A 26,353-nucleotide genomic window follows, 5' to 3' on the forward strand; every position below is an offset into this window, starting at 1 on the left:
ATGATCTTTTCACGCAACCCGGCGCGCGGTTCACGCATCCTCAACGGTCTGGCCCTGCTCGGGGTCACCGTCATCCTCTGCATGGCCTTCGTCTGGCAATTCGCCTACGACGAATTGCCGTGTCCGCTATGCCTGCTGCAGCGTGTTGCGCTGATGCTTGCCGGCGTGGGATTCCTCTTGAACTTGCGGCTCGGTCCGTCGCCAATGCACTACGCCATGAGCATCGCGGGCGCGCTGGCCGGGATGCTTGCGTCGGGGCGTCAGGTGCTGCTGCATATTGCGCCGGGCGATGCGGGCTACGGCACGCCCTTTCTTGGCCTGCATTTCTATACGTGGGCCTTCGTCGCCTTCACGGCGATCATCGTGTTCTGCGTCGTGATGCTGTGCGTGGACCGCAAATGGGGCGACAGCATGCTCAAGAAGCCCGTGTCGGCGCTGGGCATGGTGGTCATGGCCCTGTTTTTCATTGTCGCGCTGGCTAACGCCGGCAGCACCACGCTGCAGTGCGGCTTTGGGCCGTGCCCCGACGATCCGGTCAGCTACCTTTGGCTGCAAACTGCGGCCACGCCGTAGGGTCCGCCGCGCCGGGTAAAATAGCGGGTTTTCGCGGGCCGGTCCCGCGGTTTCCTGACATTTCGCGGCGCGTGCGCCGTGGTCTCAACTACTAGACACCGGTTATGACAGACCAGACTTCCGCAGCGGCGCAAGCCTCCCCCGTGGTGGGCGTGATTATGGGATCTTCCAGCGATTGGGAGGTCATGAAGCACGCGGTGACGATGCTGGAGGATTTTGGCGTCGCCTATGAAGCGCGCGTGATCTCCGCGCACCGCATGCCGCAGGACATGGCCGAATACGGCGCCGCCGCGCACCAGCGCGGTCTGCGCGGCATCATCGCCGGCGCTGGCGGCGCGGCGCACCTGCCGGGCATGATGGCCGCCCTGACCGAGGTGCCGGTGTTCGGCGTGCCGGTCCCGTCCAAGTACCTGCGCGGCGAAGACTCGCTGCTGTCCATCGTGCAGATGCCCAAGGGCGTGCCGGTCGCCACCTTCGCCATCGGCGAAGCCGGCGCCGCCAACGCCGCGTTGCACGTGATCGCCACGCTGTCGGGCACCGACGCCGGCCTGCACGCAAAGCTGCTGGCGTTCCGCGCCCGGCAGACGCAGGCCGCGCGCGACATGAAAGTTCCGCCCGAGGCCTGACGCGTATGACTCAATCGACTTCTTTCATGATTGCGCCTGGCGGTTGGCTGGGCATGCTGGGCGGCGGGCAGTTGGGCCGCATGTTCTGTCACGCCGCGCAAAGCCTCGGCTACAAGGTGGCGGTGCTGGATCCGGCCGCCGAGTGCCCGGCCGGCATGGTCGCCGACCTGCACATCCAGGCCGCCTATGACGACGAGGCCGGCCTGGCCCGCCTGGCGCAGACCTGCCAGGCCGTCACCACCGAATTCGAGAACGTGCCCGCCGACAGCCTGCGCGCGCTGGCGACCCGTTGCCGCGTCAGCCCGGCGGGCGACGCCGTGGCGATCGTGCAGGACCGCATCGCGGAAAAGACCTTCATCGCCGCGCAAGGCATCCCGGTTGCGCCGCACGCCGCCATCCGCAGCGAGGCGGACCTGCACGCCGCGTCCGAAGCCCTGTTCCCCGGCATTCTCAAGGTTGCCCGCCTGGGTTACGACGGCAAGGGCCAGGCCCGCATCGACACCCGCGAAGAAGCCATCGCGGCCTTCGCCGAGTTCGGGGGCGTGGCCTGCGTGCTGGAAGCGCTGATGCCGCTGGATTACGAAATCTCGGTGGTGCTGGCGCGCGGCTTTGACGGCGCCAGCGTGGTGTTTCCCGTGGCGCGCAACGTGCACCGCGACGGCATCCTGGCGGTGTCCACCGCCGCGCCCGTGCTGCAGGACGCCGCCCACGCCGAACGCCAGGCGCGCGCCACCGAGGCCGCGCAGGCCATCGCGCAGGGCCTGGGCTACCACGGCGTGCTGTGCGTGGAATTCTTCGTCCTCAAGGACGGCAGCCTCATCGTCAACGAGATCGCGCCGCGCCCGCACAATAGCGGTCACTACACGATCGACGCCTGCGTCACCAGCCAGTTCGAGCAGCAGGCGCGCGCCATGGCCGGCCTGCCGCTGGGCGGCACCGACCTTCTGGCGCCGGCCGTCATGCTGAACATCCTGGGCGACATCTGGTACGCCAACGACACCGACACCGCGCAACGCGAGCCCGACTGGGCGGCTGCGCTGGCGGTGCCGTCCGCCAAGCTGCATCTTTACGGCAAGCACGAGGCGCGGCGCGGCCGCAAGATGGGGCACGTCACCATCGTGGCGGCCACGCTGCAGCAGGCCCGTGACGATGCCGCCCGCGTGGCGTCCGCGCTGGGCATGCAGGCGCCCGAATAAAGCGGCGAACCGATGTCCTCCTCCACGCCCGCCACCGCCAGCGCCGAGCAAATCGCCCACGCCGCCCAGCGCATGCTGGACGGCGAACTGGCCGCCTTTCCCACCGAGACCGTCTACGGGCTGGGCGCGGATGCCGAAAACCCGCAGGCGGTTGCCAAGATCTATGCGGCCAAGGGCCGGCCGTCGAACCATCCCGTCATCGTTCACATCGCGCCCGACGGCGATGTGTCGTATTGGGCGGCGCACGTGCCGCCCGAGGCGCGTCTGCTGATCAACGCGTTCTGGCCGGGTCCGCTGACCCTGATCCTCAAGCGCGCGCCGCATATCGTGGACACGGTGAGCGGCGGCCAGGACAGCATCGGCATTCGCTGTCCCTCGCATCCGGTGGCGCAGGCGCTGCTGACGGCTTTTGCCGCCGGCAAGCCGAACGGGCAGGGCGGCGTGGCTGCCCCGTCCGCGAACAAGTTCGGGCAAGTGTCGCCCACCCGCGCCGAGCATGTGCGCAGCGAGTTCCCGGACGAAGTCGCGGCCGGCATGCCCGTGCTGGAAGGCGGCGCGTCCGAGGTGGGCATCGAGTCCACGATCCTGGATCTGTCGCGCCTGGACACGGGCGCGGGGCCCGTGCTGCTGCGGCCCGGCCATATCAGCGCCGCGCAGCTCGAAGCCGTGCTGGGCGTGCAGGTCTTTGCGCCCGATGCGGCGGCGCCGCGCGCCTCGGGCACGCTGAAGGCGCATTACGCGCCGCGCACGCCGCTGGAACTGGCAAGCGACGCACGCATGCAGGAAGTGCTGCTGGGACGCAACCTGCCAGAAGGGCGCGTCGTGCTGGTGGCCTACGGTCCGCAGCCTGCCGCCGTCGATGCGCGCGTGCAGTGGCAAGCGGTGCCGGCGGACCCGGCCCGTTACGCGCAGGCGCTGTATGGCCTGCTGCGCGATCTGGACGGGCAGGGCTATGCGCGCATCATCGTGCAGGCGCCGCCCGCCACCGACGACTGGCACGCGGTCAATGACCGCATCGGCCGTGCCGCCGCCGCCTTCACGCTGGACACCACCGGCCTGTAGCCTGGCCGCTCAGGCGGCCAGGAATTCCCCGATCCGTTCAACGGCCTGCCGCAAGGGCGGCAGGAATTCTTCCTGCAAGCGCTCGAGCGGCACGCGCGCGGCCTTCACGCTGACGTTCACGGCGCCGCACGCCTTGCCGCTGGCCGAGCGCACGACCACCGAGATCGCGCGCACATTCAATTCCAGTTCCTGGTCGACCACCGCATATCCCTGCTCGCGGATGCGCGCCAGTTCCGCGCGCAGTTTTGCCTCGGTGGTCAACGTGAATTCGGTGTAGGGCTGCAAGTCGGTTGCCGCGAAATACCTTGCCAGCGCGGGCTCGGGCAACTCTGCCAGCAGCACGCGTCCGATGGACGTGCAGTACGCCGGCAAGCGGCTTCCCAGGCCCATCGACGTGGCCAGCAGGCGGTTCACCTCCGAACGCGCCAGGTACAGCATCTCGTGGCCTTCCATGATGGCGAGCGCGCAGGTCTCGTTCACGGTGGCGCTCAGTTCCTCCAGCACGGGCTGCGCCAGCGAGACGAACGGCGTGGACGAAAAATACGCGTAGCCCAGCCCCAGGATGCGCGGCGTCAGCACGTACAGCCGGCCATGCTGTTCGGCCATGCCCAGCAGGATCAGCGTGTGCAGACAGCGCTGCACCACCGCGCGCGGCAAGTTGGCGCGCCGGCTCAGTTCGGCGGCGGTCTGGGGATGGCGGCGGGTGCCGAACGCGCGTATGACGTGCAGGCCGCGCGCCAGCGTCAGCATGTAGTCCGGATCGCCGCGCAGCTGGTCGGGATGGTCTTCGGCCGCGGGCGGCGCGGCGTAGCCCGGAGGAGGCAGGTTCGGCAGCATCAGCCGGCACGCAGCGGCGCGCCGGTGCGCGCCTGCAATTCGGTCAGGGTCATGCCGTCGATCATATCCCGGACGACAAGCCCGTCCGGCGTGACGTCGATGACCGCGAGGTCGGTGTAGATGCGGTCCACCACGCCGGCGCCGGTAAGCGGATAGGTGCAGCGCTCGACGATCTTGGGATCGCCGTTCTTGCTGTTGTGCTCCATCATGATGAACACGCTGCGCGCGCCGACGGCCAGGTCCATCGCGCCGCCCACGGCCGGCGCCTCGCCCGGCTTGTTGAGCGACCAGTTGGCCAGGTCGCCGTTGGCCGCGACCTGCATGCCGCCCATGACGCAGATGTCCAGGTGGCCGCCGCGCATCATCGCGAACGAGTCCGCGTGATGGAAATACGACCCGCCCGTCAACAGCGTCACGGGCTGCTTGCCCGCGTTGATGAGGTCCAGGTTGATGTCAGCCTCGGCCGGGGGCGGGCCCATGCCAAGAATGCCGTTCTCGCTGTGCAGCACGATCTCGCGGCCTTCGGGCAGATGGGCGGCCACCAGAACGGGCATGCCGATGCCCAGGTTCACGTAGCTGCCGTCGGGGATGTCCAGGGCCAGGCGGCGCGCCATGGCTTCGCGGGTCAGGGGACGAAACATGCGGACTCCTGATTGAAGGATTGCGTCAGCTGGAAAAGGCGGCGTTGGGCACTTCGGTGACGCGCTTGACGAAGATGCCCGGCGTCACCACCGCCTCGGGCGACAGTTCGCCCAGTTCGGCCTTGGCGCGCACCTGCACGATGGTCGTCCGGGCGGCCATGCACATGATGGGACCGAAGTTGCGCGCGCTCATGTTGTAGGTGAGGTTGCCCCAGCGGTCGCCGCGGTCGGCCTTGACCAGTGCGAAGTCGCCGTGCAAGGGTTCTTCGAACACATGGCCGCGGCCGTTGATGATGCGGGTCTCCTTGCCGCGCGCAAGCTCGGTGCCGTACGCGGTGGGCGTGAAAAAGCCGCCCAGCCCGGCGCCGGCCGCGCGCAGGCGTTCGGCGATGGTGCCTTGCGGCACGCATTCCAGTTCGATGCGGCCTTCGCGGTAGAGCGCGTCGAAGACCCAGGAGTGAGACGCCTTCGGAAACGAGCAGATGACCTTGCGCACGCGCCCGGCCTTGACCAGCGCGGCCAGGCCCGTTTCGTGGTTGCCCGCATTGTTGCTGACCACGGTCAGGTCGCGCGCGCCCTGGTCGATGAGCGCATGGATCAGTTCGGTGGGCATGCCGGCGCCGCCGAACCCGCTGATCAGCACGGTGGCGCCATCGTGGATGTCCGCCACGGCGGCCGCGGGGGTGTCGATGAACTTGTCGATCATGGAGGGCTCCGATGGGGCGGGCGCGGCGGCGCCCGGCCCGCTCAGTTCACGGTGATGTTGGCCTGCTTGATGATCTCGGCGTAGCGGGCCGAGTCCTTCTTCATCAATTCGGCAAACTGCGCCGGCGTGCCGCCCACCGGCAAGAAGCCCGCATCCACGAACTTCTGCCGCACGTCGGGTTCCTTGACGATTTCGCTGATCTCACGCGCCATGCGTTCGATGATCGGCTTGGGCGTGTTGGCGGGCGCCATCAGCCCGGCCCACGAGCCGGTGACAAAGCCCGGCATGCCGGCTTCTTCCATCGTGGGAATGTCAGGTTCCGTGGGCCAGCGTTCCTTGCCCGTGAACGCCAGCGCCTTCAGGCGGTTCTGCTTGACGTACTGCATCGGCACCAGCACGGGATCGAACACCATGGACACGCGGTTGCCCAGCAGGTCCGTGAGGATCGGCGCGCTGCCCTTGTAGGCCACGTGGGTCATCGTGATCTTGTTCTGCAGCGCGAAGTCGGCGCCGGTCAGATGCGCGCTGGAGCCATTGCCGCTGGACGCGTAGGTGAGCTTGTCGGGATTCTTGCGGGCATAGGCGACCAGTTCGGCCACGTTCTTGACCGGCAGCTCGTTCGCCACGAACAGAAACAGCGGCAGGTCCGCCATCTGCACGACCGGCGTCAGGTCAGCGGGCGTGTAGCCCAGCTTGTATAGATGAAAGTTGATGATGTAGGCCGGCAGCATCGACAGGAACGTGTAGCCGTCGGGCTCGGCCTTGGCGGCAATCGCCGATCCCAGGCTGCTGTTGGCGCCGGGGCGGTTCTCGACGACGATGGTCTGGTTCAGCCTGGGTCCCAGCTTTTCCATCACGATGCGCGTCACGATGTCGGTCGATCCGCCCGGCGTGTACGGCACGATGATCTTGATGGGCTTGCTGGGCCAGTTGTCGGCCGCGTGGGCAGGGCCGGCGGCCACACCGGTTGCCGCCAGCGCGGCGAACAGCAGGTTCCTGAGGGCCTGGCGGCGGTCAGTGGCCGCCGGGCGAGGGGGCTGCGACTTGCATGCTTGTGCCATGGACTTGTCTCCTCCATGAATTGGCCGATCAGCGGTGCGCGTCCGGGTTCTTGTGTGACGCGACCGGCTTTTTTAAAGGGCTGCGGCTTTGCTGACTATCGGACAAAGACGCAAAAAAAGTATGGCACGCGGGGATGCGCGGGGCGGCGGGGCGCCGCGGCAATAAAGTTCGATCACCGGACACGGCGGCGACGTTCGAGGACGACGCGTCTTACGGGTTTTCACTAGGGATTCGTGCGTTGTTCACGCTGTGGACATGCCTTAATCTGGCGGCCGGTCCAGTAAGGCGGGACCTGGTTTCAGCCGCTCCCGGTTACGAGCCCAGAGCGGCCATCTATCTCAGGAGAAGCAGAACATGAAGCGGAAATTGATGGTTGCGGCCGGCGCGATTGCCCTGGCCTGCGCGTCCCAGGCGGCGATGGCCGGTCCCACGCTGGACGCGGTGAAAAAGAAGGGATTCGTGCAGTGCGGCCTGACGGACGGCGTCTCCGGATTCTCCGCGACGAACAGCAAGGGCGAATGGGAAGGCATGGATGTGGACATCTGCCGTGCCGTGGCGGCGGCGGTGTTTGGCGATGCCTCCAAGTTCAAGGGCACCGCGCTGTCCACCCAGCAGCGCTTCACGGCGCTGCAGTCGGGCGAAGTCGACGTGCTGCTGCGCACCGTGACGCTGACGCAGACGCGCGACACGTCGCTCGGCCTGTCCGCCGTGGCCGCCAGCTTCTATGACGGCCAGGGCATCCTGGTCAGCAAGAAATTGGGCGTCAAGAGCGCCAAGGAACTGAACGGCGCCACCGTCTGCGTGCAGCCGGGCACCACCACCGAACTGAACCTGGCCGACTGGTTCCGCGCCAACAACATCGAGTTCAAGCCGGTCGTGATCGACAAGGTGACCGAAGTCGTGCGCGCCTTTGAATCCGGCCGCTGCGATGCCTTCACGGACGACGCCTCGCAACTGGCCGCCGTGCGCGCCACGCAGGTCGCCAACCCCAACGACTACGAAATCCTGCCCGAGCGCTTCTCCAAGGAGCCGCTGGGTCCCATGGTCCGCCAGGGCGACGAGAACTGGCTGGGCATCGTGCGCTGGACGCTGTTCGCGCTGCTGGAAGCCGAGGAATACGGCATCACGCAAAAGAACGTGGATGAAATGCTCAAGAGCAAGAATCCCAACGTCCTGCGCATCCTGGGCGTGACGCCGGGCGCCGGCAAGAACATGGGCCTGGATGAAAAGTGGGCCTACAACGCCATCAAGGCGGTCGGCAACTACAGCGAAATCTTCGAGCGCAACGTGGGCAAGGACAGCAAGCTGGGCCTGCAGCGCGGCACGAACGCGCTGTGGAACCAGGGCGGCGCGATGTATCCGTGGCCGATCCGTTGAAGCGTGAACACGCATAGCGGACGGATTTACCGGTCCATTTGATCCGCGCAAGGCCTCCCTCGGGAGGCCTTGCCGTTTTTGCAGACGCCTTGAGCTGGCCCCACGATCCGCCCGGGAGCACGCCGCCGCCTTGTTTCGGCTGACGGAACCTTGCAGGAATGGTTCCATGCGCCCGATCGTAAATGGCTCTATCGCGAATCCGCCAGGCTCCCTATGATGTCCGTTGCGCGGGTGGCCATGCCACCCGCACTGCCATTGATAACTACCAGGGAAACAACGATGAACGGCGCCGACAGCCTCTGCGACACCTTGCTTGCCAATGATGTGGACGTTTGCTTTGCAAATCCGGGCACATCCGAGATGCACTTTGTGGCGGCCCTGGATCGCAAGCCCAAGATGCGCTGCGTGCTGGGCCTGTTCGAAGGCGTGGTGACCGGCGCCGCCGACGGCTACGCCCGCATGGCCGACAAGCCGGCGGCGACGCTGCTGCACCTGGGCCCGGGCCTGGGCAATGGCCTTGCCAACCTGCACAACGCCAAGCGCGCGCGCACGCCCATGGTCAACATCGTGGGCGACCACGCCACGTATCACGTGCAGTACGACGCGCCGCTGACCAGCGACGTGGAAGGCGTGGCGCGGCCGATGTCGCACTGGGTCAAGCGCACGATGACGGCGTCGGCCCTGTCCGCGGACGCCGCCGAGGCCGTCGCCGTGGCGCGCCGTTCGCCCGGCAACATCGCCACCTTGATCCTGCCGGCCGACACGGCCTGGACCGAATTGCCGGACAACGCGCCCGCGCCCATCGTGGCCAAGGACGACGCGCTGGCGCAGACCTCCGCCGATGCCGTGCGCGCCGCCGCTGCGGCCATCCGCTCGGGCGAAGTCACCGTGCTGATGCTGGGCGGCGCCGCGCTGCGCGAGCGCGCATTGAACGCGGCGGGGCGCATTGCGCGCGCGACCGGCGTGCGCCTGGTATCGGAAACGTCGAACCGCCGCATCGAGCGCGGCGGCTCACGCACCCCGGTGGACCGTCTGCCGTATCCGATCGATCTGGCCGTCGCCAAGCTCAAGGACGTCAAGCACCTGGTGCTCGCGGGCGCCAAGTCGCCAGTCGGTTTCTTTGCCTATCCCGGCAAGCCCAGCCTGCTGGCGCCGCAGGACAGCAACCAGGTGGTGCTGGCCACGGCCGACCAGGACCTGCCGCACGCGCTGGAGTGGTTGGCCGATGAACTGGGCATCGCCGCCGATGCGCCGCGCCTGACGGCGCCCGCCGCCAGTTATGAAGTGCCCGCGTCCGGCAAGCTGACCGGCGCCGCCGTCAATATCCTGGTCGCGCATCATCTGCCCGAACAGGCCATCGTCTGCGACGAGTCCATCACGCAGGGCCGCGAGTTTCCGCTGTACAGCGTCAGCAGCGCGCCGCACGACTGGCTGATGCTGACGGGCGGCGCGATCGGCATCGGCCTGCCGTTGGCGACGGGCGCGGCAGTGGCGTGCCCCGACCGCAAGGTGGTGACCTTGCAGGCGGACGGCAGCGGCATGTACACGTTGCAGGCCTTGTGGACGCAGGCGCGCGAAAACCTGGATTGCCTCACCATCATCCTGGCCAACCGTTCCTACGCCACGCTGCATGGCGAGATGAAGAACGTGGGTGTGCAGGAACCGGGCCGCAATGCGCGCCGCATGCTGGACCTGCAGGACCCGCATCTTGAATGGACCCATCTTGCGCGCGGCATGGGCGTGGAAGCAGTCAGCGTGGATACGGTCGAAGGCTTTGCGCGCGCGCTGGCCGAAGGCCTGAAGCGGCGCGGCCCCTTCCTGATCGAAGCCGTGATCTGACGGTTGCCCCGGCGGCGCGGGCGCTTCGCGGGCGTTCTACCCACGCGCCGTGCCGCTACACCCCCAGATAGCGCGTCAACTGCTCGGGCTGCCGGGCCAGCGACGCGCTGTCGCCATCCTGCACGATCAATCCCTTTTCCATCACCAGGCACCGGTCGGTGTGTTCCAGCACCGCGCGGTAGTTGCGGTCCACGATCAGCGTGGACATGCCGGTGGCGCGGATCTCGCGGATGATGCGCCAAATCTCCGCCACGATCAGCGGCGCCAGGCCCTCGGTGGCCTCGTCCAGGATCAGGAGGTCGGGGTTGGTCATCAGCGCGCGGCCGATGGCCAGCATCTGCTGCTCGCCGCCCGACAACTGCTGGCCGCCGTGGCCCAGACGTTCGCGCAGGCGGGGAAACGTATCCAGTACCCGCGCATAGGTCCAGTCCTGGCCCGCGCGCTTGCCCGGGCGTGCCGCCACCTGCAGGTTCTCTCGCACGTTCAGGTTGGGAAAGATGCCGCGGCCCTCGGGCACATAGGCCACTCCCATCCGCGCGATCGCATGCGGCTGCGCGTGGGTGCAGTCGCTGCCGCGCACGCGCACGTTGCCCTGCGCGCTTTTCACGTGGCCCATCAGGCTGCGGATGAGCGTGGTCTTGCCCATGCCATTGCGGCCCACCAGTCCCACCGATTCGCCCGGCGCGATGTGCATGTCCACGCCCCGCAGGACATGGCTGGCGCCGTAGTACACATGCAGGCCGCCTGCTTCGATCAGCGCGTGCATCAATGCGCTCCTTGTCCGTCTTCGCCCAGGTAGGCGGTGCGCACTTCCGGATTGGCGCGGATCTGTGCGGGGGCGCCGCTGGCGATGGCGCTGCCGTTGACCATGACGGTGATGGTTTCGGCAATGCGGAACACGGCGTCCATGTCGTGCTCGACCAGCAGGATCGCGTGGCCCGCCTTCAGGGTCTGTAGCAGATCCAGGATGCGGTCGGTTTCCTCGGGGCCCATGCCCGCCAGCGGTTCGTCCAGCAGCAGCACCTGCGGTTCGCCCGCCAGGCACATCGCAATTTCGAGCTGGCGCTTGCGGCCGTGCGGCAGCAGGCCGGCCGGTTGCCGCGCGTCGCCGGCCAGGCCCGTGCGGTCCAGCGCCGCTCCCGCCAGCTCGGCGCTGCGCCGGCAGCTGGCGGCATCGCGCCACCAGTGCCAGAAGCGCTGCCGGCTGGCCTGCGCGGCCAGCCGGCAGTTTTCAAACACAGTCAGTTCCGGAAAGATCGTGGATCGCTGGTAGCTGCGGCCGAGCCCGGCGCGCGCCCGTTCGGGCTGAGGCCAGGCGGTGATGTCGCGGCTGCCCAGCGTGACCTGGCCGCTGCTGGCCGCCAGTTCGCCCGAAAGGATGTTGATGAGCGTGGACTTGCCCGCGCCGTTGGTGCCGATCACGGCATGCACCTGGCCGCGCAGCAGATCGAGCGATACACCGTTGACCGCGGTAAGACCGCCGAAGCGGCGCGTGACCGCGGCGGCCGAGAGCAGGACATCAGACATGGCGTTCTCCCTGGAGGGGCAGGCGCGCGGCCGCCGGTTTGCTTTCCGCGCGGGCCGGGGGCGCCGCGTCTTTGCGAACGTCCGCGGCGCGCGCGTGGCGGCGTTCGCGCCATTGGGCCGGCAGACCTGCCAGCCCGTTCGGCAACAGCGCCACCAGCGCGATGATCGCCAGGCCCAGCGGCAGGTGCCAATGGCGCGCGTAATCGCCAAACAGGTCCTGCGACTGGAACAGCTCTTGCAGCAGCACCATCGTCACCGTGCCCAGCACCGCGCCGCCCAGGCTGCCCATGCCGCCCAGGATGACCATCAGCAGCACCAGCCCGGACTGTTCCCAGGCCAACAGCTCCGGTGTGACGAAGCCATCTTTCAGCGCGAACAGAAAGCCCGCCAGGCCGGCCAGCGTGGCGCCGACGACATAGGCGGCGAGCTTGTAGGGATAAGTCGAATAGCCTGCCGCGCGCATGCGCTGTTCGTTGATGCGGATGCCGGCAAGCGCCGCGCCGAATGGCGAGCGGCGCAGCAACGCCAGAAAGCCCCACGTCAGCGCCAGGCAGGCCAGGACAAAGAAATAGAACGTGCCGGCGTTGCCCAGATCGAACGGCGTCCAGCCGCTCAGCGAGAGTTCCGGCCGGAAATACAGATAGATGCCGTCGCTGCCGCCGCCGATCTTGGTGTCGTGGAACACGTAGTACGCCATCTGCGAAAACGCCAGCGTGACCATGATGAAGTACACGCCGCGCGTGCGCAGGGCCAGTGCCCCGGTCACCAGGGCATACGCGGCGGCTGCCAGAAGGGCGGCCGGCAGCAGCCACCACAGGCTGGCCGCTTCCGACTCGGGCGACAACAGCGCCGCCACGTAGGCGCCGATGCCGAAGAACGCCGCGTGTCCCAGGCTCACCAACCCCGCGCCGCCCACCAGCAGTTGCAGGCTGAGCGCGAAGATCGCGTAGATCATGATCTTCACCGCCAGGCCGGTGTAGTAATCGCTGCCGCTGAAGGAAAAGGCCGCCAGCGCCAGCAGCGTGGCGATGGGCAGAAGTCGGTTGAGCAGAGGCGCGCGCATGCGTGGGTCCTTTTGAGGTCGACAGGACCTAGCCCTGTTTGAACAGCCCTTCGGGCTTGCAGAGAAGAATGAGGGCCATCAGCAGATAGACCAGCACGCCCGCCGCGGAAGGGAACAGCACCTGGCCGAAGGTCTCGGCAAAGCCCACCAGCATCGCGGCCAGGAAGGCGCCGCGAATCGACCCGATGCCGCCGATCACCACCACCACGAAACAGATGATGAGCACGCCGTTGCCCATGCCGGGATACACGGACGACACGGGCGCGGCGATGCTGCCGGCCAGCGCCGCCAGCGCCACGCCCGCGGCGAACACGACGCGGTAGAGCTTGTTGATGTCGATGCCCAGCGAGCTGATCATCTCGCGGTTGCTGGCGCCGGCGCGCAGCATCATGCCCAGCCGCGTGCGCGAGATCATCCAGTACAGCAGCAGCGCGACGACGATGCCCACGGCGGAAATGAAAAGGCGGTAGACGGGATAGGTCATCACGTCGCCCAGCGCAATGCTGCCGCGCAGCCATTCGGGCAGAGGCACGCCATGCACGTCGTTGCCCACCAAGATGCTACGCAGTTCCTCGAACACCAGGATCAGGCCGTACGTCATCAGCACCTGCTGCAGGTGATTGCGCTTGTATAGGTAGCTGAAGAACGCGGCTTCCAGCAGGTATCCCATCACGCCGGCCGCCAGCACGCAGACGGCCAGCGTGGTGAGAAACCCGCCGCCCAGCCAGCGGTCGACCAGCGGGCCCAGCGCGAACGCCATGTACGCGCCGATCATGTAGAAGCTGCCGTGCGCCAGGTTGATGATGCCCATGATCCCGAAGATCAGCGTCAGGCCGCTGGCCACCAGGAACAGCAGCAAGCCGTACTGGAATGCGTTCAGGCTCTGGATGAGCAGGATGCTGATGTCCATGGGGCCTCCCGTGGCGGACGCGTTCGGCGGGCTACAGCTTGCAGCCGCGGGCGGGGTCGGCCAGCTTCTGCACCGCGACCTCGACGACCTTGTTTTCCAGGCCGTCGACGCGGCGCAGGTAGATGTCCTGCACCGGATTGCCAGCCTTGGACAGCGTGAACGAGCCGCGCGGGCTGTCCACGGTGGCCGTGCGCATGGCGCTGCGGAAGGCGTCCTTCTTCGTGAAGTCGCCCTTCACGGCGGCCAGCCCCGACTGCATGAGCTGCGCGGCGTCGTAGCCTTGCACCGCGTAGACGTCCGGCTGCATCTTGTACGCCTTGGAGTAATCGGCGCGGAAGGCGTTGTCGCGCGGCGTGTTCAGGCCGTCGGCGTAATGCAGCGTGGTCAGCAGCCCCTGCGCCGATGCGCCTTGCGCCTGCAGCGTGCCGTCCGTCAAAAAGCCCGAGCCGTACAGCGGAATCGTCTTGTCCAGGCCTGCCGCGTGGTAGTCCTGCACGAACTTCACGGCGCCGCCACCGGCAAAGAAGGTGAACACCATGTCGGGCTTGAGCGCGGCAATCTCTGTCAGGAGCGACTGGAATTCCACGTTGGGAAACGGCAGGCTCAGTTCGCGCACGACCTTGCCGCCGGCCTTCTCGAAACCTTCCTTGAAGCCGCCGATGGCCTCGTCGCCCGCCGCGTACTTCCAGGTGATGGTCACTGCGGTCTTGTGGCCCTTGGCGTACGCCACCGGGCCCATGGCATAGGCCGGCTGCCAGTTGGTGAACGAGGTGCGGAAGATGCCTGGGCCGCACAGCGGACCGGTGATCGCGTTGGCGCCCGCGTTGGTGACGATCAGCGTGGTGTCGGCGTCCTTGGCCGCCTTGGCCAGCGCCATCGCCACGCCCGAATGCACGGTGCCGATCAGCACATCGACCTGATCGCGCTTGATGAGGCGGTTGGCGTTTTCGGCGGCCTTGGCCGGATTGGATTCGTCATCCACCTTGAAGTATTCGATCTCGCGTCCGCCGAGCTTGCCGCCTTGCTCGGCAACGTAAAGTTTGAAGCCGTTCTCGATGGCGTTGCCCAGCGCGGCAAAGGTGCCGCTGTAGGGCAGCATGAAGCCGACCTTGAGCTTGTCGTCGGCATGCGCGCCGCTTGCGGCGATCGTCAGGGCGGCGGCCAGCGCGGCCCGGGTCAGGACGTGGTTCATGGTTTGTCTCCGTGCTTGTTATGGGCGGACGCGGGGCCTTGATGCGCGGCCTGTGTCAACCGGGTTTTTCCAGCGCGCCGACAAAGCGTGCGACGGCCTGGATAACGGTGGCGGGCTGATCCCGGTGCGGCGAATGGCCGCAATCCGGAATCTCCAGCAGTTCGGTTTGCGGCGCGCGCCGGCGGATGCCGTGCACCTGCGCCAGCGTGCCGTATTCGTCGCCGGTGCCCTGAATGGCCAGCACGGCACAGGTGATGCGGCTCAGATCGTCCTCGATGTTCCAGGCGCGAAATTCCGGGTTCAGCCAGATGTCGTTCCAGCCCCAGAACGCGGAGTCGACATCCTGGTGATGGCGGCCCAGCCGCGCGCGCAGATCCGATTCCAGATAAGCGCGGCGCGCGGCCGCGATGCTGGTGACGGACACCTCTTCGACAAGGATGTGCGGGGCTGCCGCGATCACACCGGCGACCGCGTCCGGATACCGGGCGGCGTAAAGCAAGGCGATCGAGCCGCCGTCGCTGTGGCCGAACAGCACCGGCTTGTCGCGGCGCGCATTCACCCCCAGGACCTCCAGCAAGGCCGGCAGGACGTCGTGCGCTTCGCGGTGCATGAAGTCCACGGGCCACGCATCGTCCCGCGGTCGCGCGGTGGACCGGCCGTATCCGTAGCGCGAATACACCAGCCCGCGGCAGCCGGCGGCCTCGCACACCTGCACGGGCCAGTCCTTCCACATCGACACCGACCCCAACCCTTCATGCAGAAAGACGATGAGCGGGGCGTCCGTGCGCTGCGGCGCGATCCAGCGGCATTCCAGCCGCAGATCGCGTCCGCGCGCGTGGACGCCGGCAAAGACCGTATCCGAGTCGGCGGCCGCCGTCATAGCGACGCCTCTTCCAGCGCGCGCAGGCGAAAACGCTGGATCTTGCCGGTGGCGGTCTTGGGCAGTTCCTCCAGGAAATCGATCTGGCGCGGATACTTGAAGGGCGCCAGGTGTTGCTTGACGTAATGCTGCAAGGCGGCGCCCGTCTGCGCGTCCGGTTCGAAGCCGTCGCGCAGCACCACATAGGCCTTGGTCTTGACCAGCCCGTCGTGGTCCGGCACCCCGATCACGGCCGCTTCCAGCACCGCCTCGTGCTGGATCAGGATGTTCTCGACCTCGACTGGCGACACATACTGGCCGCTGACCTTGATCATGTCGTCGCTGCGTCCGGCGTAGGTGTAATAGCCATCCGGATCGCAAACGTATTTGTCGCCGCTCTTTAACCAGTCGCCCAGAAAGCACTGGCGCGTCTTGTCGCGGTTGTTCCAGTACATCAGCGCGGCGCTGGGACCCTTGATGTACAGGTCGCCGATGGCGCCGGGCGCGACGGGCGCGCCGTTGTCGTCGCGCAGCTGCACCTCATAGCCCGGCACGGGCTTGCCCGTGGTGCCGTAGCGCAATTGCCCCGAGCGGTTGGAAATGAAGATGTGCAGCATCTCGGTCGAGCCGATGCCGTCCAGGATTTCACAGCCGAAATGCCGCGTGAAACGCTCGCCGATATCACGCGGCAAGGCTTCGCCGGCAGATGTGCAGACGCGCATCGCCACCTGCTCGCGGGGCGGCAGGTCGGGCGAGGCCAGCATGCTGGCATACAGCGTCGGCACGCCGTAGAACACGGTGGGGCGATGCCGCACCAGGCGCTGGAACACGGCTTGCGGCGTGGGGCGCTCGGCCATCAGCACGACCGTGGCGCCCACCGACAGCGGAAAGGTCAGGCCGTTGCCCAGGCCGTACGCGAAGAACAGCTTCGCGGCCGAGAACACCACGTCGCTTTCGCGGATGCCGAGTACGGGCTTGGCGTACAGTTCCGCCGTGTGCCAGAGGTTGCCGTGGGTGTGCACCACGCCCTTGGGCTTGCCGGTCGAACCGGACGAATACAGCCAGAATGCGATTTCGTCGGATAGCGTGCGGGCCGCGGGCGCCAGCGGGGCGGCGGCCAGCAGCGTGTCGAACGCGTGGGCGCCATCGGGCAAGGCCGCGCCGGGCTGCGACACCACCAGATGTTCGACATCCGCCGGCGCCTGAGCCAGCGCCGCCTGCAGCACCGGCAGCAGGGCGCCGGACACGAACACGGCGCGCACGCGGCTGTGCGCAATGATGTAGGCGTAATCGTCCGCGGTGAGCAGGGTATTGACGGCAACCGGCACCACGCCGGCGTGCAGGGCGCCCAAAAACGCCACCGGCCAGTCGGCCGTGTCCTGCATCAGCACCAGGATGCGTTCCTCGCGGCGCAGGCCCAGGTTGCGCAGCGCGCCCGCCATGCGGGCCACCCGCTCGGCCAGCTCGCCATACGTGAGCTGGCGCGTGTCGTCGATGTAGGCCGGCTTGGCGGCGCGCGGCGCGTTCAGCGCGGCAAGATGGCTGGCGAAATTCAGTTCGGCGGGGCAGGTGTTCACGGTTGTCTCCTGGTGTCCTGGTGGGTGGACGCCGTGCCTGTGGTTGTTGTTGGCGGCACGGTTGCTGCGTCCGGGCCGGTTTTCAGCCGGGGCGCGTGAATTCGATGGCCCCGCCGGGCAGCAGATACAGCACGAGGGCCCGGCCGCGCGTGACCGTGGGGCTATGGGCCGAGCCCGGTCCGTAGACGAGCCAGCCCGCGCCGTGGCCGTCAAAGCGCGCGTCGCCGGTAAGCGGCATGATCATGTCGATCTCGCCGTTGGGATGGGCGTGGTGCGGGCCGGCCAGGTCATTCATGTCGACGACGTCCACCGAGCAGCCGCCCAGGTCGTCGGCGGGCTTGATGACCCGGCCGTACTTGATGCCGCCGCCTTCGCGGTTGCACATCCAGCCGTCGGCCACGCCCTGCCTACAGGTGGCAAAGATGTCCTGGAACAGGGCGCTGTCCGGGCCGGCCGCCTGGTTGAGCCGGACCTGCAGCGCCGCGTCCAGCGGCTGGCCGGCCGTCAGGCGCGTCACATCGCGCATCAGGGCGTGGAATTGGTCGGGCGTACTCACCAGGCGGCTCCTTTACACTGTCGGCGCTCAGGCAGTCCGCATTTGGACTGCTGTTTTTTTGCACCGGATCGGCTGTGGACTCGTTGGATGGAAAAATAGTGCTTCCGTTGGCGTGGGTCAAGCACTATAGTGCATAAAAGAGCGGTAATCAGGGTTTTTGCGGAGTCAGTCGAACCATGAATCAAGCGCTAGACACGGCGCCCATCGAACCCCGGCGCGAGCCCTTCCTGATCGCCTTGGGCGAGCGCGTGCGCCGCCTGCGCGCCATCCGCGGCATGACGCGCAAGGGCTTGTCGCAGGCGACCGGCGTATCCGAACGGCACCTCGCCAACCTGGAGCACGGCGTCGGCAATGCGTCGATCCTGGTGCTGCTGCAGATTGCCCGGGCGTTCAACTGCGCGCTGGCCGAACTGGTCGGCGACGTCACCACGGAATCGCCAGACTGGCTGCTGATCCGGGAGTTGCTGAGCGGACGCACCGAATCCGATCTGCAGCGCGCGCGCGAGGCGCTGACGCAGCTGTTCGGCGTGGGTGCCGGCGCGCAGCGGCCCAACCGCACCCAGCGCGTGGCGCTCATCGGCCTGCGCGGCGCGGGCAAGTCGACGCTGGGCCAGATGCTGGCCGACGACTTGGGTTATCCGTTCGTGGAACTGAACCGCGAGATCGAGCGGGTGGCCGGCTGCGGCATCCTGGAAATCCATAACCTGTATGGTCCAAACGCCTATCGCCGCTACGAACGGCGCGCGCTCGAAGAGGCGGTGCAGATCTACCCGGAAATGGTGCTGGCCACGCCGGGCGGGCTGGTGTCCGAACCCGCCACGCTCAACCTTCTGCTGACCCATTGCTATACGGTCTGGCTGCGCGCCACGCCCGAAGAGCACATGGAACGCGTCATGGCGCAGGGTGACTTCCGCCCCATGTCGGGCAACAACGAAGCCATGGCCGACTTGAAGCGCATCCTGGCCGGGCGCGAAGCGTTCTACGCCAAAGCCGACCTGACCTGGGTGACCAGCAACCTGGAAGTGGCCGAAAGCTTCGCTGGCCTGCGCACACAGGTCCGCAAGGCCTGCGGGTTGCCGCTGTAGCGCCGCCGGCCTGCCGCCTTCGTTTCCGAGGCCGCCCCATTCGGGGCGGCCTTTTTGCTGCGCGCCTGATACGCATGGCGACATGCACTTTCCTGCATATTCCGCTTGACGCTCCAAAACGCCTGCACTAATCTGCATAATAATTCATGTAGTGCAGTATTTTTCCTGTCAGTGAACAGGGCGTACGAGGAGACACACGATGAGCAGTCCCATCAACCGGGTCGATTTCCGGACCGATCCCGCTCAGTACCGGCACTGGCGCCTGACGTTCGACGGTGCGGTCGCCACCCTGGCCATGGACGTGGCCGAAGACGGCGGCTTGCGCCCCGGCTACAAGCTCAAGCTCAATTCGTACGACCTGGGCGTCGACATCGAACTGCACGACGCCCTGCAACGCATCCGCTTCGAACACCCCGAAGTGCGCAGCGTGGTCGTCACCAGCATGAAAGACCGCATCTTCTGTTCCGGCGCCAACATTTTCATGCTGGGGTTGTCCACCCACGCCTGGAAGGTCAACTTCTGCAAGTTCACCAATGAAACCCGTAACGGCATCGAAGACTCCAGCCGTCATGGCGGCCTGAAGTTCATTGCGGCGCTGAACGGCGCGTGTGCGGGCGGCGGCTATGAATTGGCCCTGGCCTGCGATGAGATCCTCTTGATCGACGACCGCTCGTCTTCCGTTGCGCTGCCCGAGGTGCCCTTGCTGGGCGTGCTGCCGGGCACAGGCGGGCTGACCCGCGTGACCGACAAGCGCCGCGTGCGCCATGACCACGCGGACATCTTCTGCACGCTGGTCGAGGGAGTGCGGGGGCAGCGCGCCAAGGATTGGCGGCTGGTGGACGACGTGGTCAAGCCCGCCCGCTTCGAGGAGGAAGTCCGGGCCCGCGCGCTTGCCTTGGCGCAGGACAGCGACCGTCCGGCAGGCGAGCAGGGCGTGGCGCTGACGCCGCTGCAACGCACCGAGACGGAGAGCAGTCTTTCCTATCGCTATGTCGACGTGCAGCTCGACCGCGAAAAGCGCCAGGCCACCTGGACCGTGCGCGCGCCGCAAGGGGAAGTGGAAACCGATCTTGCGGACATCGTTGCCGCGGGGGCGGCCTGGTGGCCGCTGCAGATGGCGCGTGAGCTGGACGACGCCATCCTGACGATGCGCACCAATGAACTGGATATCGGCACCTGGATCCTCAAGACCGAGGGCGACGCGCAGCAAGTGCTGGCGGCGGACGCCGCGTTGGAACAGCACGCGGGCCACTGGTTCGTGCGCGAGACCGCAGGCATGCTGCGCCGCACGCTTGCGCGGCTGGATGTCACGTCCCGCAGCCTGTTCGCGCTGATCGAGCCGGGCTCCTGCTTTGCCGGCACGCTGCTGGAACTGGCGCTGGCGGCCGACCGCAGCTACATGCTGGACGTCGAGGACGAGGAAGACATCGACGCTGCGCCGCCGCGCCTTGTGGTGGGCGAGCGCAACTTCGGCGCGTACCCGATGGTGAATGGACAAAGCCGACTGCAGCGCCGTTTCTACGGCGAAACCGGGTCGCTGGAAGCGGTGCGAGCCCAGGCCGGACGCAGCCTGCCGGCCGCCGACGCGCTGGCGCTGGGCCTCATCACCTATGCGCCCGACAGCATCGACTGGGACGACGAGGTGCGGCTGGCGCTGGAAGAGCGCCGCGCGCTGTCGCCCGATGCGCTGACGGGCCTGGAGGCAAACCTGCGCTTTGGCGGGCAGGAAACCATGGAAACCCGCATCTTCGGTCGGCTGACTGCCTGGCAGAACTGGATCTTCAACCGCCCCAATGCGGCGGGCGACAAGGGCGCGCTCAAGCTGTACGGCAAGGGCGAGCAGGCGGCATTCGACTGGAACCGCGTCTGAGCGCCGCGCGGCTGGCGGCCCATCTTAAAAAAATCAGGAGAGAGACATGTCCGGCATCAACTACAGCGACAAGATTCCCAATAACGTCAACCTGTCCGGCGACCGCGCGTTGCAGCGCGCGCTGGAACACTGGCAGCCCAACTACCTGCAATGGTGGCAGGACATGGGCCCCGACGGTTCGCACGGCTTTGACGTTTACCTGCGCACGGCGGTCAGCGTCGAGCCCGACGGGTGGGCCCATTTCAATCACGTGCGCATGCCCGACTACCGCTGGGGCATCTTCCTGGCGCCGCAGGACGGCCAGCGCAAGATCCATTTTGGCGAGAACATCGGCCGCGACGTGTGGCAGGACGTGCCGGGCGAGCACCGCGCCAACCTGCGCCGCATCATCGTCACGCAGGGCGACACGGAACCTGCGTCGATCGAGCAGCAGCGGCACCTGGGCCTGACGGCGCCATCGCAGTACGACTTGCGCAACCTGTTCCAGATCAACGTCGAAGAAGGGCGGCACCTGTGGGCAATGGTGTACCTGCTGCACCGCTATTTCGGCCGTGACGGGCGCGAGGAAGCCGATGCGCTGCTGCAACGCAGCTCGGGCGATTCGGACAATCCGCGCATCCTGGGCGCCTTCAACGAAAAGACGCCGGACTGGCTGGCGTTCTACATGTTCACCTACTTCACCGATCGCGACGGCAAGTTCCAGCTGTGCGCGCTGGCCGAATCCAGCTTCGACCCGCTGGCACGCACCACCAAGTTCATGCTGACCGAGGAAGCGCACCACATGTTCGTGGGCGAGTCCGGCATTTCGCGCGTCATCCAGCGCACCTGCGAAGTGATGAAGGAACTGAAAACCGACGACCCGCAAGCCGTGCGCGCGGCGGGCGTGATCGACCTGCCCACCATTCAGCGCTACCTGAACTTCCACTACAGCGTGACCATTGATCTGTTCGGCGCGGACCAGTCGTCCAACGCCGCCATCTTCTATGGATCGGGCTTGAAGGGCCGGTACGAAGAGAGCAAGCGCACCGACGACCATCAACTGAAGAACGACACCTACCGGGTGCTCAACGTCAGCAACGGCAAGCTGTCCGAGACCGAAGTGCCGATGCTCAATGCGCTAAACGAAGTGCTGCGCGACGACTTCATCCGCGATTCGGTGGCCGGCATCGGCCGCTGGAACAAGGTGATCGAAAAGAGCGGCCTGGCGTTCCGCCTGCAGGTGCCGCACAAGGCGTTCAACCGCCAGATCGGCACCCTGGCCGGCATCCGCATGTCGCCGGAAGGCGAGATCCTGTCCGAGTCGCAGTGGCAGGCCAACCAGCACAAGTGGCTGCCCACGCCGGAAGATCGGGCGTTCGTCGCGTCGCTGATGGGCCGCGTCACCGAGCCGGGCAAGTTCGCCAACTGGATCGCGCCGCCCGTCATGGGCATCAACCGCCAGCCGGTGAACTTCGAGTACGTGCGTTTCAACTAAAGGCCGCGCGGGCCGCGTGCCCGCGCGTAGGGAGGACGGCGATGAACGCCCCATTACCGGTGGAAGTCCTGAAGCAGCATCTGATCGATCCCGAGATCTGCATCCGCTGCAACACCTGCGAAGAGACCTGTCCGGTCGATGCGATCACCCACGATGCGAACAACTACGTGGTGGATCCCGAAATCTGCAATGGCTGCATGGCCTGCGTGCCGCCGTGCCCGACGGGCTCGATCGACAACTGGCGGCTGGTCGTGCGGGCCGAGGCCTATTCGGTGCAGGACCAGTTAGGCTGGGAAGAGCTGCCGCAGGAAAAGCCGCTGCCGGTAGATGCGGCGGCGGAAGGCGAGGGCGGTCAGCCCATGCCGGCGCCGCAGGCCGAAGCGGGCCTCGCGCAGACGGCGGCGGCCGTGACGGCCGCCACGCCCGGCGCCGCGGTGCCGCCGTGGTCGGCCGCGCACCCTTACGTGAATCTCTACACGCACAAGACGCCGATCACCGCGACCGTGGTGGGCAACTATCGCGTCACCGGCGCCGACACGGAAAGCGACATTCACCACATCGTGCTGGACTTCGGCGAGCAGCCGTTCCCGGTGCTGGAGGGCCAGTCCATCGGCATCCTGCCGCCGGGCGTGGATGCGCAGGGCCGGCCGCATCACGCGCGCCAGTATTCGCTGGCCAGTCCGCGCGACGGTGAACGGGCGGGATACAACAACCTGTCGCTGACGGTCAAACGCGTCACCCAGGACCACGGCGGCGCGGCCGCGCATGGCGTGTGTTCCAACTATCTGTGTGACCTGGCCAAGAACGACACCGTGCAGGTGATCGGCCCCTTCGGCCACACCTTCCTGATGCCGAACCACCCGCAGGCCAATCTCATCATGATCTGCACGGGCACGGGTTCTGCCCCGATGCGCGCGATGACCGAACGCAGCCGCCGCCTGATCGGCACGGCGGACATCGGCAAGCTCATGCTTTTCTTCGGCGCGCGCACCGAACGCGAGCTGCCGTACTTTGGCCCGTTGATGAAGCTGCCGCGGGATTTCATCGACATCAACCTGGCGCTGTCGCGCGAACCCGGCCAGCCCAAGCGCTACGTGCAGGACCTGATCCGCGAACGGGCCGCGCTCGTGCGCGGGCTGCTGGCCGACCGCAATACCTGCATCTATGTCTGCGGGCTGAAGGGCATGGAAGTCGGCGTGCTGGACGCCCTGCGCGACGTGGTGGTGCAGTCGGGCGAGGATTGGTCTATCCTGCATGATGCGCTGCGCCGTGAAGGCCGGCTGCACTTCGAGACGTACTGATTCCAACAACAGTTGCGTGACGAACGGCGCGCCTGGGCGCGCCGTTTTCGTTGGCAGGGGAAAAACAACATGAAGTTCGCCGAATTCAAGGACGGCATGGTGATCAAGGCGGGGCCGGTCACCGTGACGGAAGCGGAGATCCTGGAGTTCGCCCGCAAGTACGATCCCCAGTGGTTCCATACCGATCCGCAGCGCGCCGCGGAAGGCCGCTGGGGCGGGCTGATCGCCAGCGGCTGGCACACCTGCGCGATGGCCATGCGCATGGCGGTCGACGCCGCCCTGCATGATTCCGAATCCTTCGGTTCGCCCGGCCTGGGCGAAGTCCGCTGGCGCACGCCGGTACGCCCCGGCGACACCCTGCGCCTGCACGCGCGCGTGCAGGGCGCGCGGCACTCGTCCTCGCGCCCCGATTTGGGCATCATCAACTGGGCATGGACGGTCGTGAACCAGCACGACGAAAGCGTGCTGGAAATGGACGCGACCAGCCTGTTCGACCTGTCCGGCAACAACTAGGCGCAGCGGCTACCGCTTGCTCGCCTGCTTGAGAATGGCGGCCGCCTCCGGGCCGGCCGCCGCCTTCCACGCATTGATCGATTCGGCGGAAGCGTCCTTCAACGCCTTCTTCACCGCCGGGGGCACGGCGGTGTTGATCGCGACGCCGTTCTTGCGCATGTTCGCGTAGTTCTGCTGCAGGCGGCCCTCGATGCGTTTCCACTGCTCGGCCTCGGTCTGCGCGGCTGCCTGGTCGATGGCCTTGCGCGAGCGCGCATCCAGCGCCTCGTAGGCCTTCAGGTTCATCGTCGCCACCGAGACCGGCATGGCGTAGTTGATCTCGGCAAAATTCGGCAGGTATTCCCACAGCTTGCGGCCCGCGCCGCCATCGCCGGAAGACAGCACCGCGTTCACCTCGCCGGATGCGATGCGCGGCATGGCGTCCGCGAACGAAATGTTCTGCGCCTTTGCGCCGGCCCGCTGCATGACGTCCTGCGAGGTCGCATCGTAGGTGCGGATGGAGAGGCGCTTGAGCGCCGCCACGCTGTCCAGCTTTTGCTTGGACCAGATGCCCGACGCGGGCCACGGCGTGGTGTAGAGCAGCTTCTGGCCATGCGCGGCCAGCAGCTTCTCGTACGCCGGGCGCGCCGCCTTGTTCAGATTGCGCGCCTTGGACAACGAGTCGGCCAGGAAGGGCAAGGACGAGACGCCAAAGATCGGATACTTCGTGGCCAGCGCGCCGGCAAAGGCGTCGCCCGCATCCACCTTGCGCGTCTGCACGGCCTCGATCATGTCGCCCGACTTGATGCCCTTGGCGGCGTCGAAGCTCGCGTCGATGACGACATTGCCGGCCGACTTGGCCCGAACCAGTTCGGCGAACGTGGACACGCCTTGACCCGGCATGGAGGTGGCCGGGTACTCGGTGGTCATGGTGAGCGTCGTGGCGGCCTGAGCGCCTTGGGCGATGAACGCCATGGCGACGACTGCCGCCAGGCGCAGGGGGGTGATGCCGTGCATGCGCGACTCCTCGTGAAGGGACCCGTGAAGCGTAAGAGGTATACAGGCGTACGCCTAGTCGGGCTTTCGGCAATGCGCAGGCGGGGAGGGATCGGACGTATGGCGTAGTCCCATTCGGTCGGTGTCTGACACCCTGGGGAGGTGGCCGTCAGCTTGTTGCGGCGGCGCAGAGGGTGTCAGTCACCTGGCGCTGCCGCAACGCGCCAAAAAAAAGGCCGCCCCATGGGCGGCCTCCTTCGCTACACCAGGCAGGCGATCAATAGAACGCCTGGATGCCGGTCTGGGCGCGGCCCAGGATCAGGGCGTGCACGTCGTGGGTGCCTTCGTAGGTGTTGACCACTTCCAGGTTCACCAGGTGACGGGCCACGCCGAATTCGTCGGAGATGCCGTTGCCGCCCAGCATGTCGCGGGCCAGGCGGGCGATGTCCAGCGCCTTGCCGCACGAGTTGCGCTTCATGATCGAGGTGATTTCCACGGCGGCGGTGCCTTCGTCCTTCATGCGGCCCAGGCGCAGGCAGCCTTGCAGCGCCAGCGTGATTTCGGTCTGCATGTCGGCCAGCTTCTTCTGGATCAGCTGGTTGGCGGCGAGCGGGCGGCCGAACTGCTTGCGGTCCAGGGTGTATTGGCGGGCGGTGTGCCAGCAGGCTTCGGCGGCGCCGACAGCGCCCCAGGCGATGCCGTAACGGGCGGAGTTCAGGCAGGTGAACGGACCCTTCAGGCCGGACACGCCGGGCATCATCTGGTCGGCGGACACTTCCACCTCGTCCATGACGATTTCACCGGTGATCGACGCGCGCAGGCCGACCTTGCCGTGGATGGCGGGGGCGGACAGGCCCTTCATGCCCTTTTCCAGGATGAAGCCGCGGATCTTGCCGTCGAAGTCGCCGCCGACGCACTTGGCCCACACCACGAACACGTCCGCGATCGGCGAGTTGGTGATCCACATCTTGTTGCCGCTCAGCTTGTAGCCGTCGGCGGTCTTGACCGCGCGGGTTTCCATGCCGTTGGGGTCGGAGCCGTGATTGGGTTCGGTCAGGCCGAAGCAGCCGATCCATTCGCCGCGCGCCAGCTTGGGCAGGTACTTCTTCTTTTGTTCTTCGCTGCCGAATTCGTTGATCGGCACCATGACCAGCGAGGACTGCACGCTCATCATCGAGCGGTAGCCGGAGTCGACGCGTTCGACTTCACGGGCGATCAGGCCGTAGCTGACGTAGTTCAGGCCAGCGCCGCCGTATTCGACGGGGATGGTGGCGCCCAGCAGGCCGAGCTCGCCCATTTCGGAGAAGATCTCGGGATCGGTCTTTTCGTTGCGGAAAGCGTTGAGCACGCGCGGCGCCAGCTTGTCCTGCGAGTAGGCGTAGGCGGCGTCGCGCACCATACGCTCTTCTTCGGTCAGCTGCTGATCCAGCAACAGGGGGTCTTGCCAGTGGAAGGAGGGATTCGAGGACATGCTGGGTCTCCGCTATGGATTTCCGTGATCGGAATCTAGAAAGTTTAAACTTAAAATAATT

At 66.8% G+C, this 26,353-nt stretch carries 25 protein-coding genes; 11 read left to right on the forward strand and 14 right to left on the reverse strand.

Annotation, left to right across the window (positions count from 1 at the left end; translation table 11 throughout):
• The 4 genes from ASD87_RS22370 (at position 1) to ASD87_RS22385 (ending at position 3,457) form a co-directional block, all read left to right on the forward strand.
• Positions 1-573, forward strand: a complete 573-nt coding sequence (locus ASD87_RS22370) for a disulfide bond formation protein B (RefSeq protein ID WP_056326719.1) — start codon at positions 1-3, stop codon at positions 571-573.
• A 104-nt stretch (positions 574-677) separates the two neighbouring features.
• Positions 678-1,199, forward strand: a complete 522-nt coding sequence (gene purE, locus ASD87_RS22375; protein WP_056326721.1) for a 5-(carboxyamino)imidazole ribonucleotide mutase — start codon at positions 678-680, stop codon at positions 1,197-1,199.
• Positions 1,200-1,204: 5 nt separating this feature from the next.
• Positions 1,205-2,395: a 5-(carboxyamino)imidazole ribonucleotide synthase gene (locus ASD87_RS22380; RefSeq protein ID WP_056326723.1), complete on the forward strand. Its 1,191-nt coding sequence runs from the start codon at positions 1,205-1,207 to the stop codon at positions 2,393-2,395.
• A 12-nt stretch (positions 2,396-2,407) separates the two neighbouring features.
• Positions 2,408-3,457, forward strand: a complete 1,050-nt coding sequence (locus ASD87_RS22385; RefSeq protein WP_056326724.1) for an L-threonylcarbamoyladenylate synthase — start codon at positions 2,408-2,410, stop codon at positions 3,455-3,457.
• A gap of 9 nt (positions 3,458-3,466) precedes the next feature.
• Here ASD87_RS22385 and ASD87_RS22390 read toward each other — a convergent pair whose 3' ends face one another.
• From ASD87_RS22390 to ASD87_RS22405, 4 genes are read right to left on the reverse strand one after another with little or no spacing between them, the layout of a single operon-like run.
• Positions 3,467-4,294, reverse strand: a complete 828-nt coding sequence (locus ASD87_RS22390; RefSeq protein ID WP_056326726.1) for an IclR family transcriptional regulator C-terminal domain-containing protein — start codon at positions 4,292-4,294, stop codon at positions 3,467-3,469.
• On the reverse strand, positions 4,294-4,935 hold the full coding sequence (locus ASD87_RS22395) for a 3-oxoacid CoA-transferase subunit B (RefSeq protein WP_056326728.1): 642 nt from the start codon (positions 4,933-4,935) through the stop codon (positions 4,294-4,296). The genes ASD87_RS22390 and ASD87_RS22395 overlap by 1 nt, the downstream gene beginning before the upstream one ends.
• Positions 4,936-4,960: 25 nt before the next feature.
• The gene (locus tag ASD87_RS22400; RefSeq protein ID WP_056326730.1) at positions 4,961-5,641 is read right to left on the reverse strand and encodes a 3-oxoacid CoA-transferase subunit A; all 681 of its coding nucleotides are present in this window, start codon (positions 5,639-5,641) and stop codon (positions 4,961-4,963) included.
• Between the two features lie 41 nt (positions 5,642-5,682).
• Entirely contained in the window at positions 5,683-6,702 is a 1,020-nt protein-coding gene (locus tag ASD87_RS22405) for a tripartite tricarboxylate transporter substrate binding protein (RefSeq protein WP_056326732.1), read from the reverse strand.
• A gap of 355 nt (positions 6,703-7,057) precedes the next feature.
• On the opposite strand from ASD87_RS22405, the gene ASD87_RS22410 reads away from it, so the two are divergent.
• Both ASD87_RS22410 and ASD87_RS22415 read left to right on the forward strand, forming a co-directional pair.
• Positions 7,058-8,080: an amino acid ABC transporter substrate-binding protein gene (locus ASD87_RS22410; protein ID WP_056326734.1), complete on the forward strand. Its 1,023-nt coding sequence runs from the start codon at positions 7,058-7,060 to the stop codon at positions 8,078-8,080.
• A 279-nt stretch (positions 8,081-8,359) separates the two neighbouring features.
• Positions 8,360-9,919 carry an acetolactate synthase large subunit gene (locus tag ASD87_RS22415; protein WP_056326736.1) on the forward strand — a complete coding sequence of 520 codons (1,560 nt, stop codon included), beginning with the start codon at positions 8,360-8,362 and terminating at the stop codon, positions 9,917-9,919.
• 55 nt (positions 9,920-9,974) lie between these two features.
• Here ASD87_RS22415 and ASD87_RS22420 read toward each other — a convergent pair whose 3' ends face one another.
• The 8 genes from ASD87_RS22420 to ASD87_RS22455 all read right to left on the reverse strand — a co-directional run bounded on the left by ASD87_RS22420 (position 9,975) and on the right by ASD87_RS22455 (position 17,603).
• The gene (locus ASD87_RS22420) at positions 9,975-10,685 is read right to left on the reverse strand and encodes an ABC transporter ATP-binding protein (protein WP_056326739.1); all 711 of its coding nucleotides are present in this window, start codon (positions 10,683-10,685) and stop codon (positions 9,975-9,977) included.
• On the reverse strand, positions 10,685-11,446 hold the full coding sequence (locus ASD87_RS22425) for an ABC transporter ATP-binding protein (RefSeq protein WP_056326741.1): 762 nt from the start codon (positions 11,444-11,446) through the stop codon (positions 10,685-10,687). The genes ASD87_RS22420 and ASD87_RS22425 overlap by 1 nt, the downstream gene beginning before the upstream one ends.
• Positions 11,439-12,509 carry a branched-chain amino acid ABC transporter permease gene (locus tag ASD87_RS22430; protein WP_056326743.1) on the reverse strand — a complete coding sequence of 357 codons (1,071 nt, stop codon included), beginning with the start codon at positions 12,507-12,509 and terminating at the stop codon, positions 11,439-11,441. The genes ASD87_RS22425 and ASD87_RS22430 overlap by 8 nt, the downstream gene beginning before the upstream one ends.
• Before the next feature lie 28 nt (positions 12,510-12,537).
• The gene (locus ASD87_RS22435; protein ID WP_056326745.1) at positions 12,538-13,419 is read right to left on the reverse strand and encodes a branched-chain amino acid ABC transporter permease; all 882 of its coding nucleotides are present in this window, start codon (positions 13,417-13,419) and stop codon (positions 12,538-12,540) included.
• Between the two features lie 31 nt (positions 13,420-13,450).
• Entirely contained in the window at positions 13,451-14,611 is a 1,161-nt protein-coding gene (locus tag ASD87_RS22440) for an ABC transporter substrate-binding protein (RefSeq protein WP_056326747.1), read from the reverse strand.
• A 55-nt stretch (positions 14,612-14,666) separates the two neighbouring features.
• Positions 14,667-15,491 (reverse strand): alpha/beta fold hydrolase, encoded by an 825-nt coding sequence (locus ASD87_RS22445; RefSeq protein WP_056326749.1) that lies wholly within the window; start codon positions 15,489-15,491, stop codon positions 14,667-14,669.
• Positions 15,488-17,047 carry a benzoate-CoA ligase family protein gene (locus tag ASD87_RS22450; RefSeq protein ID WP_056326750.1) on the reverse strand — a complete coding sequence of 520 codons (1,560 nt, stop codon included), beginning with the start codon at positions 17,045-17,047 and terminating at the stop codon, positions 15,488-15,490. Before ASD87_RS22450 ends, ASD87_RS22445 begins: the two co-directional genes overlap by 4 nt.
• 82 nt (positions 17,048-17,129) lie before the next feature.
• Positions 17,130-17,603 carry a DUF4863 family protein gene (locus tag ASD87_RS22455; protein WP_056326752.1) on the reverse strand — a complete coding sequence of 158 codons (474 nt, stop codon included), beginning with the start codon at positions 17,601-17,603 and terminating at the stop codon, positions 17,130-17,132.
• 176 nt (positions 17,604-17,779) lie between these two features.
• Between ASD87_RS22455 and ASD87_RS22460 the strand changes: the two genes are divergently transcribed.
• The 5 genes from ASD87_RS22460 (at position 17,780) to ASD87_RS22480 (ending at position 23,846) form a co-directional block, all read left to right on the forward strand.
• A complete protein-coding gene (locus ASD87_RS22460; protein WP_056326754.1) occupies positions 17,780-18,688 on the forward strand; it encodes a helix-turn-helix transcriptional regulator in 909 nt (302 codons plus the stop codon).
• Positions 18,689-18,887: 199 nt separating this feature from the next.
• The gene (gene boxC, locus ASD87_RS22465) at positions 18,888-20,558 is read left to right on the forward strand and encodes a 2,3-epoxybenzoyl-CoA dihydrolase (RefSeq protein WP_056326756.1); all 1,671 of its coding nucleotides are present in this window, start codon (positions 18,888-18,890) and stop codon (positions 20,556-20,558) included.
• 46 nt (positions 20,559-20,604) lie between these two features.
• Positions 20,605-22,032 carry a benzoyl-CoA 2,3-epoxidase subunit BoxB gene (gene boxB, locus ASD87_RS22470; RefSeq protein ID WP_056326758.1) on the forward strand — a complete coding sequence of 476 codons (1,428 nt, stop codon included), beginning with the start codon at positions 20,605-20,607 and terminating at the stop codon, positions 22,030-22,032.
• 41 nt (positions 22,033-22,073) lie between these two features.
• On the forward strand, positions 22,074-23,333 hold the full coding sequence (boxA, locus tag ASD87_RS22475; RefSeq protein WP_056326760.1) for a benzoyl-CoA 2,3-epoxidase subunit BoxA: 1,260 nt from the start codon (positions 22,074-22,076) through the stop codon (positions 23,331-23,333).
• 69 nt (positions 23,334-23,402) lie between these two features.
• Positions 23,403-23,846, forward strand: coding sequence for a MaoC family dehydratase (locus ASD87_RS22480; protein WP_056326762.1), 444 nt, complete (start codon positions 23,403-23,405; stop codon positions 23,844-23,846).
• A gap of 9 nt (positions 23,847-23,855) precedes the next feature.
• On the opposite strand, the gene ASD87_RS22485 is transcribed toward ASD87_RS22480, so the two are convergent.
• Both ASD87_RS22485 and ASD87_RS22490 read right to left on the reverse strand, forming a co-directional pair.
• Positions 23,856-24,842, reverse strand: a complete 987-nt coding sequence (locus ASD87_RS22485; RefSeq protein ID WP_056326764.1) for a TRAP transporter substrate-binding protein — start codon at positions 24,840-24,842, stop codon at positions 23,856-23,858.
• A 256-nt stretch (positions 24,843-25,098) separates the two neighbouring features.
• Positions 25,099-26,292 (reverse strand): acyl-CoA dehydrogenase, encoded by a 1,194-nt coding sequence (locus ASD87_RS22490; protein ID WP_056326766.1) that lies wholly within the window; start codon positions 26,290-26,292, stop codon positions 25,099-25,101.
• Positions 26,293-26,353: the final 61 nt, after the last annotated feature.

Source organism: Achromobacter sp. Root170, assembly GCF_001428165.1.
In the GTDB taxonomy this organism is placed as follows: Bacteria; Pseudomonadota; Gammaproteobacteria; order Burkholderiales; family Burkholderiaceae_B; genus Achromobacter; species Achromobacter mucicolens.

Excerpts from the sequence above, each read along its gene's own strand:
- ASD87_RS22370 (WP_056326719.1), top strand. The coding sequence starts at position 1 with ATGATCTTTTCACGCAACCCGGCGCGCGGTTCACGCATCCTCAACGGT.
- purE (WP_056326721.1), top strand. The coding sequence starts at position 678 with ATGACAGACCAGACTTCCGCAGCGGCGCAAGCCTCCCCCGTGGTGGGC.
- ASD87_RS22380 (WP_056326723.1), top strand. The coding sequence starts at position 1,205 with ATGACTCAATCGACTTCTTTCATGATTGCGCCTGGCGGTTGGCTGGGC.
- ASD87_RS22385 (WP_056326724.1), top strand. The coding sequence starts at position 2,408 with ATGTCCTCCTCCACGCCCGCCACCGCCAGCGCCGAGCAAATCGCCCAC.
- ASD87_RS22390 (WP_056326726.1), bottom strand. The coding sequence starts at position 4,294 with ATGCTGCCGAACCTGCCTCCTCCGGGCTACGCCGCGCCGCCCGCGGCC.
- ASD87_RS22395 (WP_056326728.1), bottom strand. The coding sequence starts at position 4,935 with ATGTTTCGTCCCCTGACCCGCGAAGCCATGGCGCGCCGCCTGGCCCTG.
- ASD87_RS22400 (WP_056326730.1), bottom strand. The coding sequence starts at position 5,641 with ATGATCGACAAGTTCATCGACACCCCCGCGGCCGCCGTGGCGGACATC.
- ASD87_RS22405 (WP_056326732.1), bottom strand. The coding sequence starts at position 6,702 with ATGGCACAAGCATGCAAGTCGCAGCCCCCTCGCCCGGCGGCCACTGAC.
- ASD87_RS22410 (WP_056326734.1), top strand. The coding sequence starts at position 7,058 with ATGAAGCGGAAATTGATGGTTGCGGCCGGCGCGATTGCCCTGGCCTGC.
- ASD87_RS22415 (WP_056326736.1), top strand. The coding sequence starts at position 8,360 with ATGAACGGCGCCGACAGCCTCTGCGACACCTTGCTTGCCAATGATGTG.
- ASD87_RS22420 (WP_056326739.1), bottom strand. The coding sequence starts at position 10,685 with ATGCACGCGCTGATCGAAGCAGGCGGCCTGCATGTGTACTACGGCGCC.
- ASD87_RS22425 (WP_056326741.1), bottom strand. The coding sequence starts at position 11,446 with ATGTCTGATGTCCTGCTCTCGGCCGCCGCGGTCACGCGCCGCTTCGGC.
- ASD87_RS22430 (WP_056326743.1), bottom strand. The coding sequence starts at position 12,509 with ATGCGCGCGCCTCTGCTCAACCGACTTCTGCCCATCGCCACGCTGCTG.
- ASD87_RS22435 (WP_056326745.1), bottom strand. The coding sequence starts at position 13,419 with ATGGACATCAGCATCCTGCTCATCCAGAGCCTGAACGCATTCCAGTAC.
- ASD87_RS22440 (WP_056326747.1), bottom strand. The coding sequence starts at position 14,611 with ATGAACCACGTCCTGACCCGGGCCGCGCTGGCCGCCGCCCTGACGATC.
- ASD87_RS22445 (WP_056326749.1), bottom strand. The coding sequence starts at position 15,491 with ATGACGGCGGCCGCCGACTCGGATACGGTCTTTGCCGGCGTCCACGCG.
- ASD87_RS22460 (WP_056326754.1), top strand. The coding sequence starts at position 17,780 with ATGAATCAAGCGCTAGACACGGCGCCCATCGAACCCCGGCGCGAGCCC.
- boxC (WP_056326756.1), top strand. The coding sequence starts at position 18,888 with ATGAGCAGTCCCATCAACCGGGTCGATTTCCGGACCGATCCCGCTCAG.
- boxB (WP_056326758.1), top strand. The coding sequence starts at position 20,605 with ATGTCCGGCATCAACTACAGCGACAAGATTCCCAATAACGTCAACCTG.
- boxA (WP_056326760.1), top strand. The coding sequence starts at position 22,074 with ATGAACGCCCCATTACCGGTGGAAGTCCTGAAGCAGCATCTGATCGAT.
- ASD87_RS22480 (WP_056326762.1), top strand. The coding sequence starts at position 23,403 with ATGAAGTTCGCCGAATTCAAGGACGGCATGGTGATCAAGGCGGGGCCG.
- ASD87_RS22485 (WP_056326764.1), bottom strand. The coding sequence starts at position 24,842 with ATGCACGGCATCACCCCCCTGCGCCTGGCGGCAGTCGTCGCCATGGCG.
- ASD87_RS22490 (WP_056326766.1), bottom strand. The coding sequence starts at position 26,292 with ATGTCCTCGAATCCCTCCTTCCACTGGCAAGACCCCCTGTTGCTGGAT.